The sequence below is a fragment of the Desulfurivibrio modestus genome, from assembly GCF_044068625.1.
Taxonomy (GTDB): Bacteria; Desulfobacterota; Desulfobulbia; order Desulfobulbales; family Desulfurivibrionaceae; genus Desulfurivibrio.
In genome coordinates this window covers 1-17,698 of the sequence record NZ_JBIPKH010000009.1, presented here as the reverse complement: position 1 = coordinate 17,698, position 17,698 = coordinate 1, and the positions used below count along the sequence as shown (strand labels likewise).

15 protein-coding genes, 1 pseudogene and 1 CRISPR repeat array are annotated in these 17,698 nt (G+C 61.0%); of the genes and pseudogenes, 9 read left to right on the top strand and 7 right to left on the bottom strand.

What is annotated here, in order from left to right; genetic code table 11:
• Positions 1–3: 3 nt before the first annotated feature.
• A complete protein-coding gene (gene bamD, locus ACHHRT_RS07240; RefSeq protein ID WP_395499082.1) occupies positions 4–813 on the top strand; it encodes an outer membrane protein assembly factor BamD in 810 nt (269 codons plus the stop codon).
• A 9-nt stretch (positions 814–822) separates the two neighbouring features.
• On the opposite strand, the gene ACHHRT_RS07235 is transcribed toward bamD, so the two are convergent.
• Both ACHHRT_RS07235 and ACHHRT_RS07230 read right to left on the bottom strand, forming a co-directional pair.
• Complete coding sequence (locus tag ACHHRT_RS07235; protein WP_395499081.1) at positions 823–1,350, bottom strand: epoxyqueuosine reductase QueH; 528 nt, start codon at positions 1,348–1,350, stop codon at positions 823–825.
• A gap of 3 nt (positions 1,351–1,353) precedes the next feature.
• Entirely contained in the window at positions 1,354–2,925 is a 1,572-nt protein-coding gene (locus tag ACHHRT_RS07230; protein WP_395499080.1) for a sigma 54-interacting transcriptional regulator, read from the bottom strand.
• A gap of 189 nt (positions 2,926–3,114) precedes the next feature.
• On the opposite strand from ACHHRT_RS07230, the gene ACHHRT_RS07225 reads away from it, so the two are divergent.
• On the top strand, positions 3,115–3,723 hold the full coding sequence (locus ACHHRT_RS07225) for a DUF116 domain-containing protein (protein ID WP_395499079.1): 609 nt from the start codon (positions 3,115–3,117) through the stop codon (positions 3,721–3,723).
• Positions 3,724–3,727: 4 nt separating this feature from the next.
• Here the strand turns inward: ACHHRT_RS07225 and glgX are convergent, their stop codons facing one another.
• Positions 3,728–5,824, bottom strand: coding sequence for a glycogen debranching protein GlgX (gene glgX / locus ACHHRT_RS07220; RefSeq protein ID WP_395499078.1), 2,097 nt, complete (start codon positions 5,822–5,824; stop codon positions 3,728–3,730).
• Between the two features lie 127 nt (positions 5,825–5,951).
• Here glgX and ACHHRT_RS07215 point away from each other — a divergent pair, with 127 nt between their 5' ends.
• Positions 5,952–6,887, top strand: a complete 936-nt coding sequence (locus ACHHRT_RS07215; RefSeq protein WP_395499077.1) for an Lcl C-terminal domain-containing protein — start codon at positions 5,952–5,954, stop codon at positions 6,885–6,887.
• 151 nt (positions 6,888–7,038) lie between these two features.
• Here ACHHRT_RS07215 and ACHHRT_RS07210 read toward each other — a convergent pair whose 3' ends face one another.
• On the bottom strand, positions 7,039–7,935 hold the full coding sequence (locus ACHHRT_RS07210; RefSeq protein WP_395499076.1) for an HAD-IIB family hydrolase: 897 nt from the start codon (positions 7,933–7,935) through the stop codon (positions 7,039–7,041).
• Positions 7,936–8,066: 131 nt separating this feature from the next.
• Here ACHHRT_RS07210 and ACHHRT_RS07205 point away from each other — a divergent pair, with 131 nt between their 5' ends.
• From ACHHRT_RS07205 to ACHHRT_RS07195, 3 genes and pseudogenes are all read left to right on the top strand, one after another.
• Positions 8,067–9,053: a lytic murein transglycosylase gene (locus ACHHRT_RS07205; protein ID WP_395499075.1), complete on the top strand. Its 987-nt coding sequence runs from the start codon at positions 8,067–8,069 to the stop codon at positions 9,051–9,053.
• Between the two features lie 81 nt (positions 9,054–9,134).
• Positions 9,135–9,662 (top strand): annotated as a pseudogene (locus tag ACHHRT_RS07200) (GDSL-type esterase/lipase family protein); the annotation flags it as partial.
• Between the two features lie 19 nt (positions 9,663–9,681).
• The gene (locus ACHHRT_RS07195; RefSeq protein ID WP_395499074.1) at positions 9,682–11,619 is read left to right on the top strand and encodes a cellulase family glycosylhydrolase; all 1,938 of its coding nucleotides are present in this window, start codon (positions 9,682–9,684) and stop codon (positions 11,617–11,619) included.
• Positions 11,620–11,628: 9 nt separating this feature from the next.
• Here the strand turns inward: ACHHRT_RS07195 and ACHHRT_RS07190 are convergent, their stop codons facing one another.
• Together ACHHRT_RS07190 and ACHHRT_RS07185 are read right to left on the bottom strand one after the other, a co-directional pair.
• Positions 11,629–14,289, bottom strand: a complete 2,661-nt coding sequence (locus ACHHRT_RS07190; protein WP_395499073.1) for a S8/S53 family peptidase — start codon at positions 14,287–14,289, stop codon at positions 11,629–11,631.
• Positions 14,290–14,336: 47 nt separating this feature from the next.
• Positions 14,337–14,777, bottom strand: a complete 441-nt coding sequence (locus ACHHRT_RS07185; protein ID WP_395499072.1) for an exonuclease domain-containing protein — start codon at positions 14,775–14,777, stop codon at positions 14,337–14,339.
• 54 nt (positions 14,778–14,831) lie between these two features.
• On the opposite strand from ACHHRT_RS07185, the gene ACHHRT_RS07180 reads away from it, so the two are divergent.
• On the top strand, positions 14,832–15,425 hold the full coding sequence (locus ACHHRT_RS07180) for a superoxide dismutase (protein ID WP_395499071.1): 594 nt from the start codon (positions 14,832–14,834) through the stop codon (positions 15,423–15,425).
• Between the two features lie 94 nt (positions 15,426–15,519).
• Here ACHHRT_RS07180 and ACHHRT_RS07175 read toward each other — a convergent pair whose 3' ends face one another.
• Positions 15,520–15,978, bottom strand: coding sequence for an SHOCT domain-containing protein (locus ACHHRT_RS07175; protein WP_395499070.1), 459 nt, complete (start codon positions 15,976–15,978; stop codon positions 15,520–15,522).
• Between the two features lie 463 nt (positions 15,979–16,441).
• Here ACHHRT_RS07175 and ACHHRT_RS07170 point away from each other — a divergent pair, with 463 nt between their 5' ends.
• Complete coding sequence (locus ACHHRT_RS07170) at positions 16,442–16,696, top strand: type II toxin-antitoxin system Phd/YefM family antitoxin (protein ID WP_395499069.1); 255 nt, start codon at positions 16,442–16,444, stop codon at positions 16,694–16,696.
• Positions 16,693–17,079, top strand: a complete 387-nt coding sequence (locus ACHHRT_RS07165; RefSeq protein WP_395499068.1) for a type II toxin-antitoxin system VapC family toxin — start codon at positions 16,693–16,695, stop codon at positions 17,077–17,079. Before ACHHRT_RS07170 ends, ACHHRT_RS07165 begins: the two co-directional genes overlap by 4 nt.
• A 64-nt stretch (positions 17,080–17,143) precedes the next feature.
• Positions 17,144–17,648: direct repeats of the CRISPR family, unit length 33 nt; unit sequence GTTTCAATCCACGCCCCCCGCGCGGGGGGCGAC.
• Positions 17,649–17,698 lie beyond the last annotated feature (50 nt).

The window sequence follows — 17,698 nt, the reverse complement described above, 5'->3', positions numbered from 1 at the left end:
ACCATGCTCAAATTCCAGTTGCGCGCCTCCCGGCCAGTTTATCTGGCCGGGATTTTTTTGTTAGTCCTGCTGAGCACCACCCTCCTGGGCTGCGGCAAGCTGGGCTCCGCCGGCAAAGAGGAACGCTATGCCCATCCCCAGGCGGCGGAAATTCTGGCGGCAGAGGGGATGGAGGCGTTTGACCGGGGCCGCTACCGCAGGGCCCTGAATATCTTCCAGGAGGTCAAGGATCGCTTCCCTTTCAGCAGCGTGGGTCCCCTGGCCGAGCTCAAGGCGGCGGACGCCAACTTTCAATTGCGTCGCTACCAGGAGGCCCATACCCTCTATCAGGAATTTGAGAACAACCATCCCACCAACGAAGCGATCCCCTACGTGCTGTTTCAGATGGGGATGAGCCACTATCGGCGAATCGACTCCATCGACCGCGATCCGGCCCACGCGATCAATGCCATTGCCGTCTTTTCCCGCCTCAACCGGGCTTTCCCCGACTCGCCCTACGCCGCCGAGGCTGCGGCCCGAATCCTGGCGGCCCGCGACTTTCTGGCCCGCCATGAGATGTATGTCGCCGTCTATTTTGTCAGAACCAAGGAATACGACCAGGCCACCGGCAGGTTGCAATATCTGCTGGACACCTATCCGGAGAGCGACACCGCCCCGGCGGCGGAAGAACTGCTGGCCGCCATCGAGGCCGGCACCCCCCCGGGCCGCCGCTGGCACGAATGGCTGCCCGATCTCTCCATCGGCAACTGGCGGGGATTTTTCGACGCCCTCTCGCCGGTTCCCGGCGCCGGCAGCGAACCCTCCGATTTCTAAAAAACCCCTTTACCGCCGGTAACGCTCCTCTTCGCTGTAGATACAGCCGCAGTAGGGCTGGCGGTAAAGCTGCCACTCCTTGGAAAGCTCGATCCCCCGCTGCCAGCCCCCGCGAAAATCCCGGTAGTGAAAGGTAATCCCCTCCCGGGCTGCCGCCGCCTCCCCCAGCTCCCGGATCAGCTCATGCTGCTGATAACGGCTGTAGAGGAGGGTCGAGCTGAAGGCCGCGGCCCCCAGCTCCCTGGCCCGCCGGGCCACGGCATCCAGGCGCATCTGGTAACAGAGGCGGCAGCGGTCATCTTCATGGAAAACCACCTGACGCAGATAGGGGCGCAGGCCATAGTCCCGATCATAGTCAACCGCCAGTTCCAGCCGGGCCGCCAACTGCTCGACCCCCTCCAGCCGCCGCTGAAACTCCCGGTAGGGATGGATATTGGGATTGTGGAAAAAGCCCCGCACCGCTACCCCCTCCTCCCGCAAAACGGTAAGCGGATAACAGGCACAGGGCCCGCAGCAGATGTGGAGGAGCAGATCCATGACCTACGCCCCCTCCACCCGGTAGAGCCGGGGGTCGATCTGATATTTTTTGATCTTGTAGTTGATGATCCGCAGACTGGTTTCCAACAGGGAGGCCGCCTTGGTCTGGTTGCCCCCCGTCTTCTTGAGGGCATCGACAATCAGTTCCCGTTCAAAACCCTCCACCGCCGCGGTAAACGAGCTGGGGCTGATCCGGCGCTGGGAGTCGGAGCTCTGGAGGGTGGGAGGCAAATGATAACTCTTGACGGTCTCCTCATCGCAGATCAAAACCGCCCGTTCCATGCAGTTCTGCAGCTCGCGGACGTTGCCCGGCCAGTGATACTGGGTCAGGAGATCGATGGCCGGGGTGGAGATCCGGCGAATATCCTTGCCGTTTTCCTCGGCGAATTTCTCCAGAAAAAACTCGGCCAGCAGCAGGATATCGGTGCGCCGCTCCCGCAATGGCGGCAGGTAGATGGGAAAAACGTTGAGCCGGTAGTAAAGGTCCTCCCGGAAGCTCCCCTCGGCCACCGCCTTCTCCAGATCCTTGTTGGTGGCAGTGATCAGGCGGACATCGCACTTCATGGGTCGGGTGCCGCCCACCCGCTGGAACTCCCGGTCCTGCACCACGCTGAGCAGCTTGATCTGGACGGCGGTACTCAGCTCGCCGATCTCGTCCAGAAAAAGGGTGCCCCCTTCGGCCAGCTCGAAACGCCCCTTCCGGGTCTCATGGGCCCCGGTGAAGGCCCCCCGCTCGTGGCCGAACAATTCACTCTCCAACAAGCTCTCCGGCAGGGCCGAGCAGTTGACGGTGATAAATGGGCCGGCGGCCCGCTTACTATTGTGATGCACCGCCTTGGCCACCATGGTCTTGCCGGTGCCGGACTCACCCCGCAGCAGCACAGTGGCATTGCTGGCCGCCACCCGGTGGATCATCTCCAGCACCTCCAGCATCCGACTAGATTTGCTGATGATGCTGCTCACCCGGTATTTACCCGACAACTCCCGCCGCAGCTTGCTGTTCTCCTGCTCCAGCCGCAACTGCTCCTGGTTGACCAGCTGAATCCGCTTGACGGTCTGGGCGATCAGCCCGCTGATGATGGTGAGGAAGCGCAGATCCTGATCGAAATCCATCCCCTCCCGGTATTCACGATCGACACTGAGCGCCCCGATGGTGTCCGGCCCCCGGCGGATCGGCACGCAGATGAAGGAGAGATCGGCGCTCTCCTTGCCCCGGGCGCTGGTCCGGTTGAGGAAAAGGGGCTCCTTGTTGATCTGGGGCACCACGATGGGCGCCCCAGACGCCACCACCCGGCCGGTGATCCCCTCGCCGATCCGGTAAGTCCCCCGGCGACGGGCCTCCACCGTGATCCCGTGGGCCACCTCGGTCTCGATCTGGCCGGTGATGGGATTGATGATGGTAACCGCTCCGTTGCCTAAATTTTTATCCCGGGCCAGGATCGCCAGCACCTTCTCCAGGCAGCTGTGCAGGTCGGCCGAAGAGGCCAGCTCCCTGGTGATTTCGTAAAGACAGGCCAGATCGGCATACGCCTTGGGCAGGGTCTCGGCCGTAACGGCGGGGGGAGCTTGGTTCATGGGAGAAATCGTCCTGGTAGAAGAATTGGTTACTGGGCCAGGTCGACATTATAACAAATTTGTATTACAGTGCTGTAAAAAACATCCCCGCAAGACCGAAAAACCTACGATTCAGGCAAAATTAGGGTAGTATAGTGAGAATTGACTCCCAATTATTCCCGTCAGCGGCGAGTACCCACACTTACAACCATGCCCAATCTGATCCCATCCTGGCTCTCCCTGCCCCTGCTGGTTTTGCTCTACCGGCCCCTCTCCCGGCTGCTGCCCGGGATGGACAAGGATGCCTACGTCCGGCGCACGGTGGCGGCCGGCAACCGTTTTTACGCCCGCCGATTCCGTAAAGTCCCCTACTCCCGCCGCCTGCTTTTCCTGCCCTACTGCCTGCGGGCCCAAGGCTGTCCCACCGAAATCGACCCGCGGGAGGGGCTGACCTGCCCCTCCCACTGCCTGCTCCCCTGCCCCTTGCGCCGACTCCAGGCCCTGGCCCTGGAGCTGGGCTATCAACGGGCCTTCATCGTGGTCAGCGGCAGACTGCACCGGGAAGAAGGGGTGCTGCGCAGCCGCAACTTCCTGGTTGGTCAGATCGAAAGATATCAACCCCAGGGGGTTGTCGGCTGCCTCTGCACCCGCGATTTGCGGGAGAAATATCTGAAACCGGAAACCATCGCCTACAGCGGCACCCTGGGACGGGAAGGGGTCACGGTGATCCCCCAGGTCTGCCTGCTGGAGAACAGCAACTGCCGCCAGAGCGCGGTCAACCTCCGGAAACTCGAGGAGATGATCCGCAGCCAGGATTGAACGATCAGCCCTGGCGGCAGATCAGGACCACCGCGCCGTAATCGGCCACCTCCAGCCGGGAGCCGGAGACGACCTTGGCCTTGGCCACCGGCACGATATCGGCGGGCGCGGCGGCGGCGGTGTTGAGCAACAGCCGCCAGCGACGGCCCGGCAAGGGATCCGGCAGCAGGAAACGGCGAGGGGAAGAGGCGGCATTGAGCAGCACCAGGAAATCGGGGCCCTCCCCGCCATGGAGCCGAAAAGCCAGGCAGCGAGCCTCCGGCGACCAGTCCTGGCGCCCCGGCACCAACGACTGCCAGGAGATCTCCGGGCGGCCATCCCCGGCATCGGGGTTGAAGAAACCGGCCCGGCGAAAGATGGGGTAATCCTTGCGCAGGGCGATCAGCAGCCGAAAAAAACGGATTAGGTCGGCGTTACGCTTCTCCAGCCCCCAGTCAACCCAGGAAATTTCATTGTCCTGGCAGTAGGCGTTGTTGTTGCCCTGCTGGCTGCGGCCGAACTCATCGCCGGCGCAGATCATCGGCACCCCCTGGGAGAGCAGCAGGATCACCGCCGCCGTGCGGATCCGGCGCCGACGCAGGGCGATAATCTCCGGGTCATCGGTCTCCCCTTCCACCCCGCTGTTCCAGGAGATGTTGTGATTGTCGCCGTCGCGGTTCTCCTCGCCGTTGGCCTCGTTGTGCTTGCGGGAGTAACTGACCAGATCATAAAGGGTGAAACCATCGTGGCTGGTGATGAAGTTGATGGAGTTGAAGGGCATCCGGCCATTATGGCCGTAGAGATCGGAACTGCCGGCGATCCGGGTGGCCAGGGGCCCCACGCAATCGGGATGGCCGCAGAGAAAACGGCGCAGATCATCCCGGAAACGGCCGTTCCATTCGGCCCAGCGGGGATGCGGGGAAAAGCTGCCCACCTGATAAAGCCCGGCCGCGTCCCAGGCCTCGGCGATGATCTTGGTGTGGGCCAGCACCGGGTCCTCGGCGATCTTTTCTACCATGGGCGGATCGGCCAGCACCTCCCCCCGGGGGCCCCGGCCCAGGATCGAGGCCAGGTCGAAGCGGAAGCCATCCACATGCATCTCGGTCACCCAGTAGCGCAGGCAATCCATGATCAGATCCCGCACCCAGGGGTGGTTGCAGTTGACGGTGTTGCCGCAGCCGGAGAAGTTGAGATATTGGCGGGTGACCGGGTCCAGCAGGTAGTAGATGGCGTTGTCGATCCCCCGCAGGCTGATGGTGGGCCCATCGGCGCCCCCCTCGGCGGTGTGGTTGAAGACCACATCCAGAATCACCTCGATCCCGGCGGTATGCAGGGCCTTGACCAGTTCCTTGAATTCCCGCACCTGATTGCCGTCGCGGCCGTTGACCGCGTAAGCCGCCTTGGGTGCGAAAAAAGCCAGCGGCGAGTAGCCCCAGAAGTTTTTCAGGGGCTCTCCGGTTGCCGGATTGACCCGGGTATTCTCCAACTCGTTGAATTCGGCCACCGGCAGCAATTCAACGGCGGTGACCCCCAGTTTCTTCAAATAAGGAATTTTGGCGATCAAGCCCCGGTAGGTGCCGGGATGCTTGACCCCGGAGGAGGAATGAGCGGTGTAGCCCCGGGGGTGCAGTTCGTAGATAATCGTGTCTTTAAGGGGGATATTGAGGGGCCGGTCCCCTTCCCAGTCGAAATCACTTTCCACATGGACGCAACGCCGCTGAAAGCTGGCCAAAGGATCGGGCCTACCGGATCGGCGGTAGGCCACCCCCCAGTCGGAACCGCCGGTCAGGGCCTTGGCGTAAGGATCCAACATGATCAGTTGCGGCCGGTAACAGTGGCCGGAGCCCTGGAGGTCGCAGGGCCCCCGCAGGCGAAAGCCGTAGCGCAGGGCGGGATCGAAATCGCGCACCAGCAGATGCCAGACATCGCCGGTGCGATTGAGCCGGGGATCAAACTCCACCTCGGCCACCGGCTCATCCTGGCCGGAACGGAAGAGGACCAGGGAAACCGCGGTGGCATGACGAGCGGCGATGGCGAAATTATGACCGCTGGGAGTCCGGCTGACCCCCATGGGCAGGGGAGATCCGGCGGCGGTACGGACAGAGATGCGACCCTTGCTCATGGAACCTCCGTAAACTTTTTGATAATTAATACTAAATACCTTGCCCTCTCTTCCCAGCCTCCCTATAATACCCTTAAAGATCAGGATAGAAAGTCAGATTATGCTTGACTCAAACCAAGGAGGCAATATGGGACTGCGCGAAAAACTGGGGCCGAATGCCCCGGCCGTGATGGCCATCGATTGGGAGATGACCCCGGCCGACACTTTCGGCATCTTTGAAAGCTGGGGGGGGAAGATCAGGGTGCGCAATAAAAAGGAGCGCTACTACTACTTTTATATCGACGGCTGGGTGGCTCCCCCCCAGCTGCTCTTCATGGAACGGGGGATCAAGCATGCCCAGGTCCTGGCCCGGATCATGGCGCCCCAAACAATGATCGACGCCTGCGTGGCCGCCCAGGGCAAAGGCTTGCTGGACAAGAGCTACGCCATCGACGAATCCCTGAAAAACTGGCTGATTGCCAACGTGCTGGAGGGGGGAGCGGACTCCCTGGTGGTGCCCTACGCCGATGACGAGGCGGAGGAGTCGCTGGCCACCGATCTGCCCCGCCGGGACGCCGGCCACCCCGCCCTCGAGCAGGTGGCCCTCCGCCACCAGCCGGCCTTCATCGCCGAGGATGAGGTGGAGGGGATCATCAAAAAGTTTGACTTTTACGACAGCCAGCGCCACCCGGCCGGCACCTTTCAAGCTTACCTGGTGGACAACGGCGACAGCCTGACGGTCAGCGAACTCAAAAGCGGAGTAATGTGGCAGCGGGGCGGCTGCGACATCACCAATCACCGCAATGTGGCCACCTACATCAAGGGACTTAATGAGCAGAAATTCGCCGGCTTCAACGACTGGCGGCTTCCCACCATGGAGGAGGGCCTGGCCCTGCTGGGTCCGGTTTGCAACGACAAGGGGCTGATGATCTCCCCCTGCTTTTCCAAGGAGCAGCCCTTCATCTTTCTGGCCGATGAACGCAAGCCCGGCGGCTTCTGGTTCATCGACTTCAAGCAGGGCACGGTATTCTGGGCCTCGGGCACCATCCCGGGGGCCTTCGGCCGGGCCTGCCGTTCACTTTAACAGCCCGTTGAAAAACGGGCTGTTAGCGGCCCATGGACGGGCCGCCGAATTCGTTGGCACTGAAAGTGGCAATGAATTCGTGAGGTTGGCCAAAGCCATCTTTGGCCAACCGTTAGTTGAAAAAGCCAGGGATGGCTTTTTCAACGGACTGTTAAGCGGAATCGAGCCAGGTGATGATCCGGGGCTGGTAGTGAACCAGCCCCTCGATCACCCCGGCGCTGTAGTTGCCGTTGAGGCCGGGGAGGTTGCCGGTGGCGCAATAGAGCGTCTCTTCCCGGCCGGCGGCGCGAACCAGCTCCCGGGCCTGCTGACGCACCTCCTCCGGGGCGTTGGCCACCAGGACGGCGTTGAGCTCGCTGCCCAGCACATCCAGATCGTTGCCCGAATCGCCGGCAAAAACGGTATCGGCCGGCGTAAAACCCAGATGGCGCATCAGAAAACGGATGGCCGGCAGTTTACCGGCCCGCTCCGGCAACAGGTCCAGGAGACCGCAATCCTTTTCCTCGTCGATGCTCCAGATCAGGCAGGCACGGATCTCCGCCGGGGCCAGACGCTCCCGCACCCGGGCCAGCAACTGCTCCCGCCCCGCGGCTCCCGCCGGAAAACGGGCCGGCGTATAGAAGCTCAATTTACAGATGTTCTGTTTTTCCGGCTCCTGCAGCCGTAACCCCTCCAGGCCGGCCAGCAGCGGCGCCAGGTCGGCGCTGGTTTTCCCCCGCCAGTCGCCGGCGATCTCCTCCTGCCAGGCGGGCAGCACCTGCCAGTCGCCTTCGCTCACCCGATAGATGGTGGTCCCTACATCACCGATGGCGTAATCGGGCAGGGGAATTTCATACTCGGCGATGGCGGCCCGGAGCAGAACCAGATCGCGGCCACTGACATAAGCCAGCTTGAACCGGGGCTCTCGGGCCAGCCGCCGCAACAGGGGCCGGGCCCGGGGAGACTCGGGCCAGGGCCCGTTGGGGAGAATGGTCCGATCCAGGTCCGAGCAGAGCAGGAGCCGCTCCGGCCCGGAATCGGCCAAAATATTGTTGTCAGGATTCTTCATAACCATTGTTGCAATCTCCTTGCTCCCGACCGCGAGATGGAACATAATGGCGTTCCACGCGGTCTAACTCCGAGAACTTTATGACCTTTGCGGCAACCGGATCCACCCAGTCAACCAACAATGAGGATAAGATGAAATCAGGCAGACTCGCGGCGATTTTGGCCCTTTTTTTTATGATCTTTGCCTGGGGCGGCCAAGCGGTCACCGCCAGTCAGATCCCCTTCGAGGAGTGGCTGCGGGAACTGCGGACCGAAGCCCTGGAGCGGGGTATCGGGGCGGCAACCCTGGACGCGGCCCTGACCGGGGTGGCCCCCATTCCCCGGGTGATCGAACTGGACCAGCAGCAACCGGAGTTCACCCTCACCTTCCAGCAGTATCGTGACCGGGTGGTGCCCCGGACCAGGATCGAGATGGGCCGCCAGCGCCTGGCGGAACACCATGAACTGCTGACCGAGATCGGCAAGAAATTCGGGGTGCAGCCCCGCTTCATCGTGGCCCTTTGGGGAATCGAAACCGATTTCGGCCGGATCACCGGCGGCTTCCCGGTGGTCGCCTCCCTGGCCACCCTGGCCCACGACGGCCGCCGCAGCGCCTATTTCCGCCGGGAGCTGCTCAACGCCCTGCAGATCATCGATGAAGGCCATATCGCTCCCGACAGAATGATGGGCTCCTGGGCCGGGGCCATGGGCCAGAGCCAGTTCATGCCCTCGAGCTTCCTCAACTTCGCGGTGGATTACGATGGCGATGGCCGCCGCGACATCTGGCACACCCAGGCCGACGTTTTCGCCTCGGCCGCCAACTACCTGGCCCGGTCGGGCTGGCTTAACGACCAGACCTGGGGCCGAGCGGTGCGTTTGCCCGCCGGTTTCAACCGGGATCTGACCGGACCGGAAACCCGCAAATTGATCGGCCAGTGGCAAGCCCTGGGAGTACGCCAGCCCGACGGCTCCGCCCTGCCCACCCGCCAGTTGAGCGCCTCGATCATCATCCCCGATCCGGAAAACAGCCCGGAGCTGGCTTTCATGGTCTATGAGAATTTCCGCACCATCCTCAAGTGGAACCGCTCCAACTACTTTGCCCTGGCCGTCGGTTTGCTCTCCGACGCCATCGCCGAGTAGTGGCCGGTGCCCGACACTATACACGGCGAAAGCCGCTGGAGGCAAATCCAACCATAACCTTTCCCGGCATCCTTAACGCCAACCAGGGAGCAGCCCCCCATGGCCGAACTCGTTTTCCTCGGTGATTCGCTGATCGAATATTTCGACTGGGCGGCTCGGTTCCCCCCCCACCGGGTTTACAATCTGGGCCGGTCCGGCGAAACGGTGGAGGAGCTGGGCCACCGGCTAAAACAGGTGATCGCCACCGCCTCCCAACCCGACTTCATCCTGATCATGAGCGGGACCAACAACGTCGCCATGGAAGATACCGGCTTCAGCGAACCCTACCGGGAGATCATCCAACGGCTGCAAGGCGCCCTCCCCGCCGCTCGCCTCGTGATCCACAGCCTGCCGCCGATCATCCTCCCCTGGTTCAACCCCGCACTGGTGGACCGGGCCAATGCCAAGCTCCGGGACCTGGCCGCCGCCACCGGCGCCGCCTTCATTGACATCAACGCCATCTTCACCCAAGCCGGCCAAGGCGACTGCCTGACGGCGGATGGAGTCCACCTCAGCGACAAAGGTTACCAGCTCTGGTCCGCCGCCGTCGCCGAGCTGATCGGTGCCTGATGGCTCGAAGGGTCAGGGAATGCCGCCAACTCCGACGAGAATAATCGGCTGGACCCTGCTCTCCCTGGGAGGCGGCACCACCCTGCTGCTGGGCTGGTTGTGGTTCAACCTGTTCAGCCCCTGGGGCTATACCCCGCCCCCCGACCTGCCCCCCATCGATGAACAAGTGGCGCACCGGGTCTTCGCCCATGGCACCCTGGGCCATCCAGCGATACGCCGGTTGGTTATCGGTCGCCAGGTTCCCGCCCAGCCGGCGATCCTGCCCGACTACCGCCAGGAACGATTGAACGTGGTTCCGGAGCCTGGAGCCAACACTCCAGGCAAGGTGTTCGTGGTCGAAGCCGCCGAACTGGCCCGATTAGATCGCTTTGAGCGCTTGGGAGTGCGCTACCAACGGATCAAACTCGTCCTGGAAGATGGGGAACCGGCCTGGGTCTACCAGCGCCGGAGTGAGAGCGGGCCGGAGCAAAGCGGCCTGCCCGGGGAGGGCTTTCTTCGGGTGGCGGGCGGCAAGGTGGTTGATGCCGCCGGCAAGGAGGTGATGCTGCGGGGGCTGAACGTTGAGTTTCGCAGTTTTTTCCATACCTTGGGCCCCCAGGACATTGCCCGCATCGCCGAACTGGGGGCCAATGTGATCCGCCTGGCCCTGGATTACCGCGATTTTGAACCCGAACCCTTCCATTACCGCCAGGAGAGCTTTGCCCTGCTGGATCAGCTCCTCGACTGGTGCCGGGAGCGAGGGGTCTATGTGATCCTGGACATGCATCTGGCGCCGGGCAAGCAGAACCCCCACGATTTCGTGGTCCATCGCCAGAACCAGGCCCGGTTCTGGGTCCAGCCGGAGAGCCAGGAAAGGTTTTACGCCCTCTGGGTCGAACTGGCCCGCCGCTACAGCGAACACCGGATCATTGCCGGCTATGACCTGCTCAACGAAGGCACCCCCGGCACCATCGAGCGCTACCGGGAGGTGATAACCACCGTGGCCGCCCGGATCAGGGAGGTTGACCAAAATCATATCCTGATTGTGGAGGAGGCGATCCTGCCCGACTGGGAGAAACGGCTGATTCTGCTGGATGATCCCAACGTCCTTTACAGCATTCACTTTTTCCATCCGCCCCAATTCGCCTTTTACTCAACCACCAGCTCACGACCGGTGACCACCTATCCCGGCGAAATGTTCAAGGCCGGCGAGCTGATCGCCAGCGCCAAAAAGGAGATCGAACCCGGGGAAGCGGAGGAGTGGCGAGAGATCGAGGTTCGGGGCCTTGCTCCCGCGGGGGCGGATCTGCTTTTGGCCACCATCTATTCGGAGAATCCGGGCCGGGTCTGGTTTGACGATCTGAAGCTGGAAGCAGCCGGCCGCGAGATTGAGCTGCCCGCCCCGCTGGTGGCCAACAACTCTTTCGCCATCGACTATCCGGGCTTCAATTGGCACACCGCCGGTGATTGCGTGCGATTCGATGAGGATCGGGCCCGCAACGGCGGGCGCTCCCTGCTCTTTGCCGAATGCCGGCAGCCGGCCTATGCCCGCAGCAGCCCCATTCCCGTCGCCCCGGGGGAGTATCGGCTGAGCGGCTGGTACCGAAGCGCCGCGGCCGAGGGCGGGAACGGGGGGTTGGCCCTGATCTGGCACCGGCAAGTGGCCATCGGCCAAATCAACCGGGAGCAGCTTGCCGCCAACATCGCTTACGCCCTGGAGTTCAAGCGGCAACACGAGGTGCCCCTCTATATCGGCGAGTTCACCATGCACACCAACCCCTGGCCGGACAGTGCCCGCAGGTATCTGAACGACCTGCTCGCGATCATGGAAGAGGCCGGCCTGCACTGGACTTTCTGGGTCTATTATTCACCCTATCCGGGGGTTGGCCTTTTCCGCGACAACCCGCCGGTGCCGGGCAACCCGGTGGCCCTGGAGGTGCTGACTGATCACTTCCGGCCCGGCCAGCTGGCTTTTTAATTTTCCCCTCTAACGAATCTCCAGGGTGCCGGAGACCAAACCTTGGGCCGTTATGGTCTGTTTTACCACAATGGCATACCACTCTCCTTCGACAGCCTGTTCCAGCGAAAGCGTCTGGATGGAATCCGCCACATCGATCAGATCTCCAGCCATGACCCCCTCACCCAGCACCTCTCCCTCCATGTCAATCAACTGCAACATCAGGTTATCACCAATGCCCACCACTTCCGACACCATGAACTTCTCAAACACATAGACCAGTTCATTTTTACCGACCAAAATGGATATGGGATCATGAGGGTTTAACCACCAGACATCCCCATATTTCTCGAAGGGTTTGCCCAAAATCCCCGGATCGACCTGATAACCCGCCTGCACGACATACCGGCCCAATTCAGCCGCCGGTGATCGGATATCAATATAAAGAACCCCCGTGATCGGCTCCGTTATGGTTTCAGGATTAATCACCGCGCCCACGTCATCGGTCATGTGTACCTGCAGGACCATTTCCTGCTGCAGTACATCAAAGCGGAAGGTTTTGAACTCCAACGGGCTGGTTGCCGGGATATCGTAACGGAAAAAATCAACATCCCGGTAGCCGGGAACATGATGGAGGGTCAAGGCATGCATGCCCAACCGGTTGGGGGTTGCGGCCGGAGGGTTGTTGTTGGGTTCCAGATAATCCGGTTGCAAGGAGACCGGCACCGCTCTGACGGCAAGATGGTAGGCAGTGGGAGCCAGGGGGTTGGACACCACGACGGAGTAGATCCCCGGAGAAAGGGCCGCAGCCCGCAATTCCAGTTGGGTGGCAGTCCGGTTAAGCGCCACCCCGACCGGTTGGACCACCCCGGCTGGGGGAATCAACTCCACTTTGATCTCTCCCAGATTCGAAAGAAAATCCAGCGTGACCTCCAGCACGGAATAATCGGTCAGTTCGATCCGAAAATAGTCGAGATCTTGGCGCGAATCGATGGTCAAATCTTCAACGCGCTGCATCTCATCGTTGGGCAGGGGGATGGCAGTGGCGGCGGCCGGAGTGTTGTTGGGTTCACGCGCGTCGGCCGGCAAACGGTAGTTCCCGGCCTGAAGCACCGCCTCTTTGGCATTCAGACAGACCCCGATCTTGCTATCCGGCGGGTCCGACACCGCCGGCCGGAATCCCGAGTCAATGAGCAGTTGGCGAACCTGCAGGGAATCGAGATCGGGATCAATTGCTTTAATCATGGCAGCCACCCCCGCCACATAAGGGGCGGAGGCGCTGGTTCCGGTCCCCACATTCATACCAGGCCAGGTGTCGGGATCGGGTGTGGTCGGAATATCTGAAGGGGCCCAGATATGCACCCCCTCACCATAGTTGGAGTAGCCCTTGGCGACGGGCCGGTGGTTGTCGGTCGCGCCAACACAAATCACCCCCCCGATCGTGCAGGGCATGACACTGTTGTGGTGAACATGAATGTTGTCATTGCCCGCCGACGCCACCAGAATCACCCCGCTGTCGTAAGCATCGTAAAAAGTCCAGAAGTAGTTATTTTTTCGCAGAAACTCCTGACAGGACTTGTCGCAGCTTCCGCTGAAACTCATGGAGATAACGGAAGCCCCCCAGGCCGTGGCGGTGCGCACGGCCCGTTCAATCTGATCCGAGGTGAGTTGCAGACGGAAAAAAAGCGGATAACTGACCAACCCGCCGGAACCCGCGCCGCCAAAGCCATTGTCGAGGATGGCCGTCGCGACCCCGGCGGACATATGCCCATGCCAGTCGCAAGCAGACCCCCCCGTGCATTTACTGGGATTGACCCCCGAGGCCACATACCGATCATTGGTAAAATCGTACTGAATCAGATGCGGACCATTTTCATCCCACACCGTGAGCGGAAAATCGCTCAGCCCAGAAAGATTGAAAGATTCCTGAACGCCGTTTTCATCCACCCAGAAGCCACCATCCAAAATCGCCACGCCCAGAAACCCCTGGATGTCTGCTCTGGCAGAGATGTACTGCCAGGCCCCAACCAGATTGGAGCCGGAGCCCGGCGACTGAAAGGGATGGTTGATAAAGGGGTTGTAGCCGTTGTTTTCCGAGGTGGCATTGAGTAGCGGAGCGGTACCGGTAAAGGTGTAATTGAGTGAGACATTGAATCCGTCGGCCAGCTGCTTGGCGGTATAGCCGGCAAAGCGGGCGGCCGTCTCGGAAGAGAGAACGAACTCCCCCCCTACCCCAATGCCCTCGAACCATCGTCCCACCGCCTCCTGGGTGGGATAATCCGGGGTCGTGTCCGGATCGATGCGGATCAGGTAGAAGGTGGCTGCCGCCGCTTCCGGGTCGTAACGATGTTGGGTCAATTGCGGCGGTGGCGGCGGAATTTCATCCGAGGAGAGTACCACCCCGCCGGTAGCCGCCAGAAAGCGCTCAAGATCACCGGGGTTTTGCGGATAGAACAGGATTTCGTTTTCCACAAAGGTGGCACGGGTCCCCTCGTCATCCTGAATCGCCATCACCCGGCGATCGCCGTCGATGACCTGCTCTGCTGTCGTCAGCAGACCGGGATCGATGGTAAAAACAAACGCCTCCACCGGATCGGCGGCATGGTTTCCTGACCCGTTCCCGCAGGAAAGCAGGAGGAACAGCACCAACACCGAGCCCCATCGTTGCGCGTGCGCCTTGAGCATCACCATGGTTAACAACCCTCCCTTTGGAAATCATGACCGCCTTTCATCTTGTATCATGGGATGGGCCGATGACGCCAGCCCTGGGAGAAGGCGGCGAGCACGATGCGGGCGCAGGCCTCGGCATCGGAATCGGCCTGATGGTGGCGCAGGGCGATCTCCAGGCGGCGGCAGACATCGGAAAGCTTGGTCGGGCGGATATCCCACTGGGCCCGGGCCAGTTGCACGGTGCAGACAAAGGGTTGGGCCGGAGGTGATAGCCGGTGGGCCGAACAGCAGGCGTGGAGTACCCCCCGGTCAAAGGGGGCGTTGTGGGCGGCCAGAAAATCCACTCCGTTCAATTCCCGGGCAATGGCCGGCCAGACCTGACCGAAATCGGGAGCCTGGCGCACATCATCCCAGGTCAGGCCATGGGTATGGGTGAAGGCGAACCAGGAAGAGGGCGGGCGGATCGGTGGCCGAATCGCACCACCAACTTGACAAACACTCCCCCCCACCTGCTATGCTCATTTGATAACCCAGGAAAAAAAACATTTTAAGGAGGAAACGACATGAGCTTGATCCTGCCCCAACTGCCCTATGCCCTCAACGCCCTGGAACCGCACATCAGCGCCCGCACCCTGGAGTTTCACCACGGCAAGCATCATCAAGCCTACGTGGACAACGGCAACAAGCTGCTGGCCGGCAGCGACCTGGCAGGTCAGTCCATGGAGGAGATCATGGGCAAAACCGCCGGGGATGCCGGCAAGGCCGGAATCTTCAACAACGTGGCCCAGGTCTGGAACCACTCCTTTTACTGGCAGGGGATGAAACCCGGCGGGGGCGGACCGCCCACGGGCAAGATCGCCGAGCGGATCAAAACCGATCTCGGGGGATTTGACAAGTTTGTTGAAGAGTTCAAGAACGCCGGGGCCACCCAGTTCGGCAGCGGCTGGGCCTGGCTGGTGCTGGCCGACGGCAAGCTCAAAATCAGCAAAACCCCCAACGCCGAAAACCCTCTGACCCAAGGGATGAAGCCGCTGCTGACCATGGATGTTTGGGAACACGCCTACTACCTGGACTACCAGAACCGGCGCCCCGACTACATGGCCACCTTCCTGGAAAAGCTGGTCAACTGGGAGTTCGTCAACGCCAATCTCGGGTAAAAGGCCGGGCTTAACCACAAGAGATCCCGCCGAAGAGGAGTGTTCCCTCCCCTTTCGGCGGGATCGGCGGCCAGAGCCGCCTCCGCTGAATCTTTCAGCGATCCAACGCCCGTTTACGAGCGTTGAATTCGGCCTCGTCAATCTCGCCTCGGGCAAAGCTCTCCCGGAGCAGGGCCATGGCGCGGTCATCATCCCTGCCGGAACCATCTTTTCCGCTCCCCGGCCCGGTAAAACGCCACGCGCCGCGCATCAGGGCAATAATCGCCCAGACTACCACGGCCCAGAACAGCACCATCACTATCATTCCGAACCAGCCCATGGGCCCGCCCCCCATTCCCAGACCGCACCAGCCGGAACCACCGCCAAAACCACCGAAGGCCAGCGCCTTTTCGGGGACAAAAATAAGACCCGCCAGCAAGGCCAGCGGGAAAATCCTGGTTAAGCTTTTCATCTGTTTTTCTCCTGACATATTGGCTGCATTTTCCGTCCGCCACCCAATCGGCGCCGGACCCTGTTGCCACTGACTGCACAGCAAAAGACTATCAAAAGTCATGCCAACTGAAACCGGAAGATAAAAAGCGCGCCCAACCTCCCAAAACAGGGCACAAATTAAACCAGACAGAATCATAACCCCCGCAGAAAGTGAGGGACTGAGAGTTGTGCAGGCTGGATAGTTTTTATCCAGCCCCACTTAAAGCGGATACTTATTGCCCAAATTTTGCTTAAACATGACCGGAAGCGGTACTGCCAGAGTCAGAAACCAGCGAGTTGAAACCATGAATTTCGGCAAAGTATGTGCGTAATTTGCACATACTGCCTTCTTGAGGTCGGTCGTCAAAAGCGGACACGAAAACCTTACGCAGCTTTTTGCAGTTGATAAAACGGCGCTCATAGGCGGCCGGAGAAAGTGAATTGTTCATATTTTTATAGCCATCCTAAAGTTCCCTGGTTGATAACATGGCATGTTTGACAACATAGCCCTTGAACAGGACAAGTTCTTGACCTATAATGTGACCATGAGCAGCGTAAACATCAACGAAATAAAGAGTCATTTTGCAGGCTATCTCGGCAAAGTGGCCAATGGCGAGACGGTGATCATCTGCAAGCGGAACCGGCCGGTGGCGGAGTTGCGGCCGATCCGGTCTTCACGCCGCCGCAAGCGCCCCATCGGCCTGGCTAGTCGGGATTATCCCGGCTTCACCGTTCCCAAAGAATTTTTCGAACCTTTGCCGCCGGAGATCATCGCGGCATTTAACGGTGACGAGGAGTGAATCTGCTGCTTGACACCTGCACCTTCCTCTGGCTGGTCACCGGTAGCGATCAGCTCTCTCCAACCGCCCGCACCCTTTTCAGCGATCCCGACAACGATGTGTATCTCAGCGCCGCCTCGGCCTGGGAAATCAGTATAAAGTGGTCACTCGGCAAACTCCCCCTGCCTGAAACACCGGAAAAATTCGTTACGGAGCAACGGGAAAATCATTTTATCAGCCCCCTGCCGATCAGCGAGAATGCCACCTTTCTGCTGCCCAAACTGCCAAACCACCACAAGGACCCTTTTGATCGAATCCTGGTTTGCCAGGCCATCGAACATAACTTAACAATCCTCACCATAGACCCGCTCATTCAGAAATATCCGGTCAAAACCATCTGGTAAAAATTTAGAGCTGCCCCACCCGCACGGGATTCAGATTCTCGTCAAACTCAAACTCCGGGCCATACCAGGCATCCACGCCCCCCGCGCGGGGGGCGACCGCCGCCTCCGAGCTGCTCACCGGCCAGCAACTGCGTTTCAATCCACGCCCCCCGCGCGGGGGGCGACGCCTCCGGGCCAATGTCGATCACTTCGCCCTGGTTGTTTCAATCCACGCCCCCCGCGCGGGGGGCGACCCAACGCTCGGGGGCATTGGGCCAAGCGGGCCAAGTTTCAATCCACGCCCCCCGCGCGGGGGGCGACGCCAATGATGAAGGAGCGTTACCAAAATTCTCTGTTTCAATCCACGCCCCCCGCGCGGGGGGCGACATTAAAGCGTCTTTGATATCCGGTTGGTCGTAAAGGTTTCAATCCACGCCCCCCGCGCGGGGGGCGACCCCTGGTAGGCCGAGGTCAGATCGGCGCTGTACTCGTTTCAATCCACGCCCCCCGCGCGGGGGGCGACTTCACATACCGGCAAAGAGTCGGCAATCGTCCAAGTTTCAATCCACGCCCCCCGCGCGGGGGGCGACGAGGTTACGTTTGCCCTTGCGGCTACTTCGACTGTTTCAATCCACGCCCC

Excerpts from the sequence above, each read along its gene's own strand:
- ACHHRT_RS07210 (WP_395499076.1), bottom strand. The coding sequence starts at position 7,935 with ATGAAGAATCCTGACAACAATATTTTGGCCGATTCCGGGCCGGAGCGG.
- bamD (WP_395499082.1), top strand. The coding sequence starts at position 4 with ATGCTCAAATTCCAGTTGCGCGCCTCCCGGCCAGTTTATCTGGCCGGG.
- ACHHRT_RS07175 (WP_395499070.1), bottom strand. The coding sequence starts at position 15,978 with ATGACTTTTGATAGTCTTTTGCTGTGCAGTCAGTGGCAACAGGGTCCG.
- ACHHRT_RS07215 (WP_395499077.1), top strand. The coding sequence starts at position 5,952 with ATGGGACTGCGCGAAAAACTGGGGCCGAATGCCCCGGCCGTGATGGCC.
- ACHHRT_RS07180 (WP_395499071.1), top strand. The coding sequence starts at position 14,832 with ATGAGCTTGATCCTGCCCCAACTGCCCTATGCCCTCAACGCCCTGGAA.
- glgX (WP_395499078.1), bottom strand. The coding sequence starts at position 5,824 with ATGAGCAAGGGTCGCATCTCTGTCCGTACCGCCGCCGGATCTCCCCTG.
- ACHHRT_RS07205 (WP_395499075.1), top strand. The coding sequence starts at position 8,067 with ATGAAATCAGGCAGACTCGCGGCGATTTTGGCCCTTTTTTTTATGATC.
- ACHHRT_RS07225 (WP_395499079.1), top strand. The coding sequence starts at position 3,115 with ATGCCCAATCTGATCCCATCCTGGCTCTCCCTGCCCCTGCTGGTTTTG.
- ACHHRT_RS07170 (WP_395499069.1), top strand. The coding sequence starts at position 16,442 with ATGAGCAGCGTAAACATCAACGAAATAAAGAGTCATTTTGCAGGCTAT.
- ACHHRT_RS07195 (WP_395499074.1), top strand. The coding sequence starts at position 9,682 with ATGCCGCCAACTCCGACGAGAATAATCGGCTGGACCCTGCTCTCCCTG.
- ACHHRT_RS07190 (WP_395499073.1), bottom strand. The coding sequence starts at position 14,289 with ATGGTGATGCTCAAGGCGCACGCGCAACGATGGGGCTCGGTGTTGGTG.
- ACHHRT_RS07230 (WP_395499080.1), bottom strand. The coding sequence starts at position 2,925 with ATGAACCAAGCTCCCCCCGCCGTTACGGCCGAGACCCTGCCCAAGGCG.
- ACHHRT_RS07235 (WP_395499081.1), bottom strand. The coding sequence starts at position 1,350 with ATGGATCTGCTCCTCCACATCTGCTGCGGGCCCTGTGCCTGTTATCCG.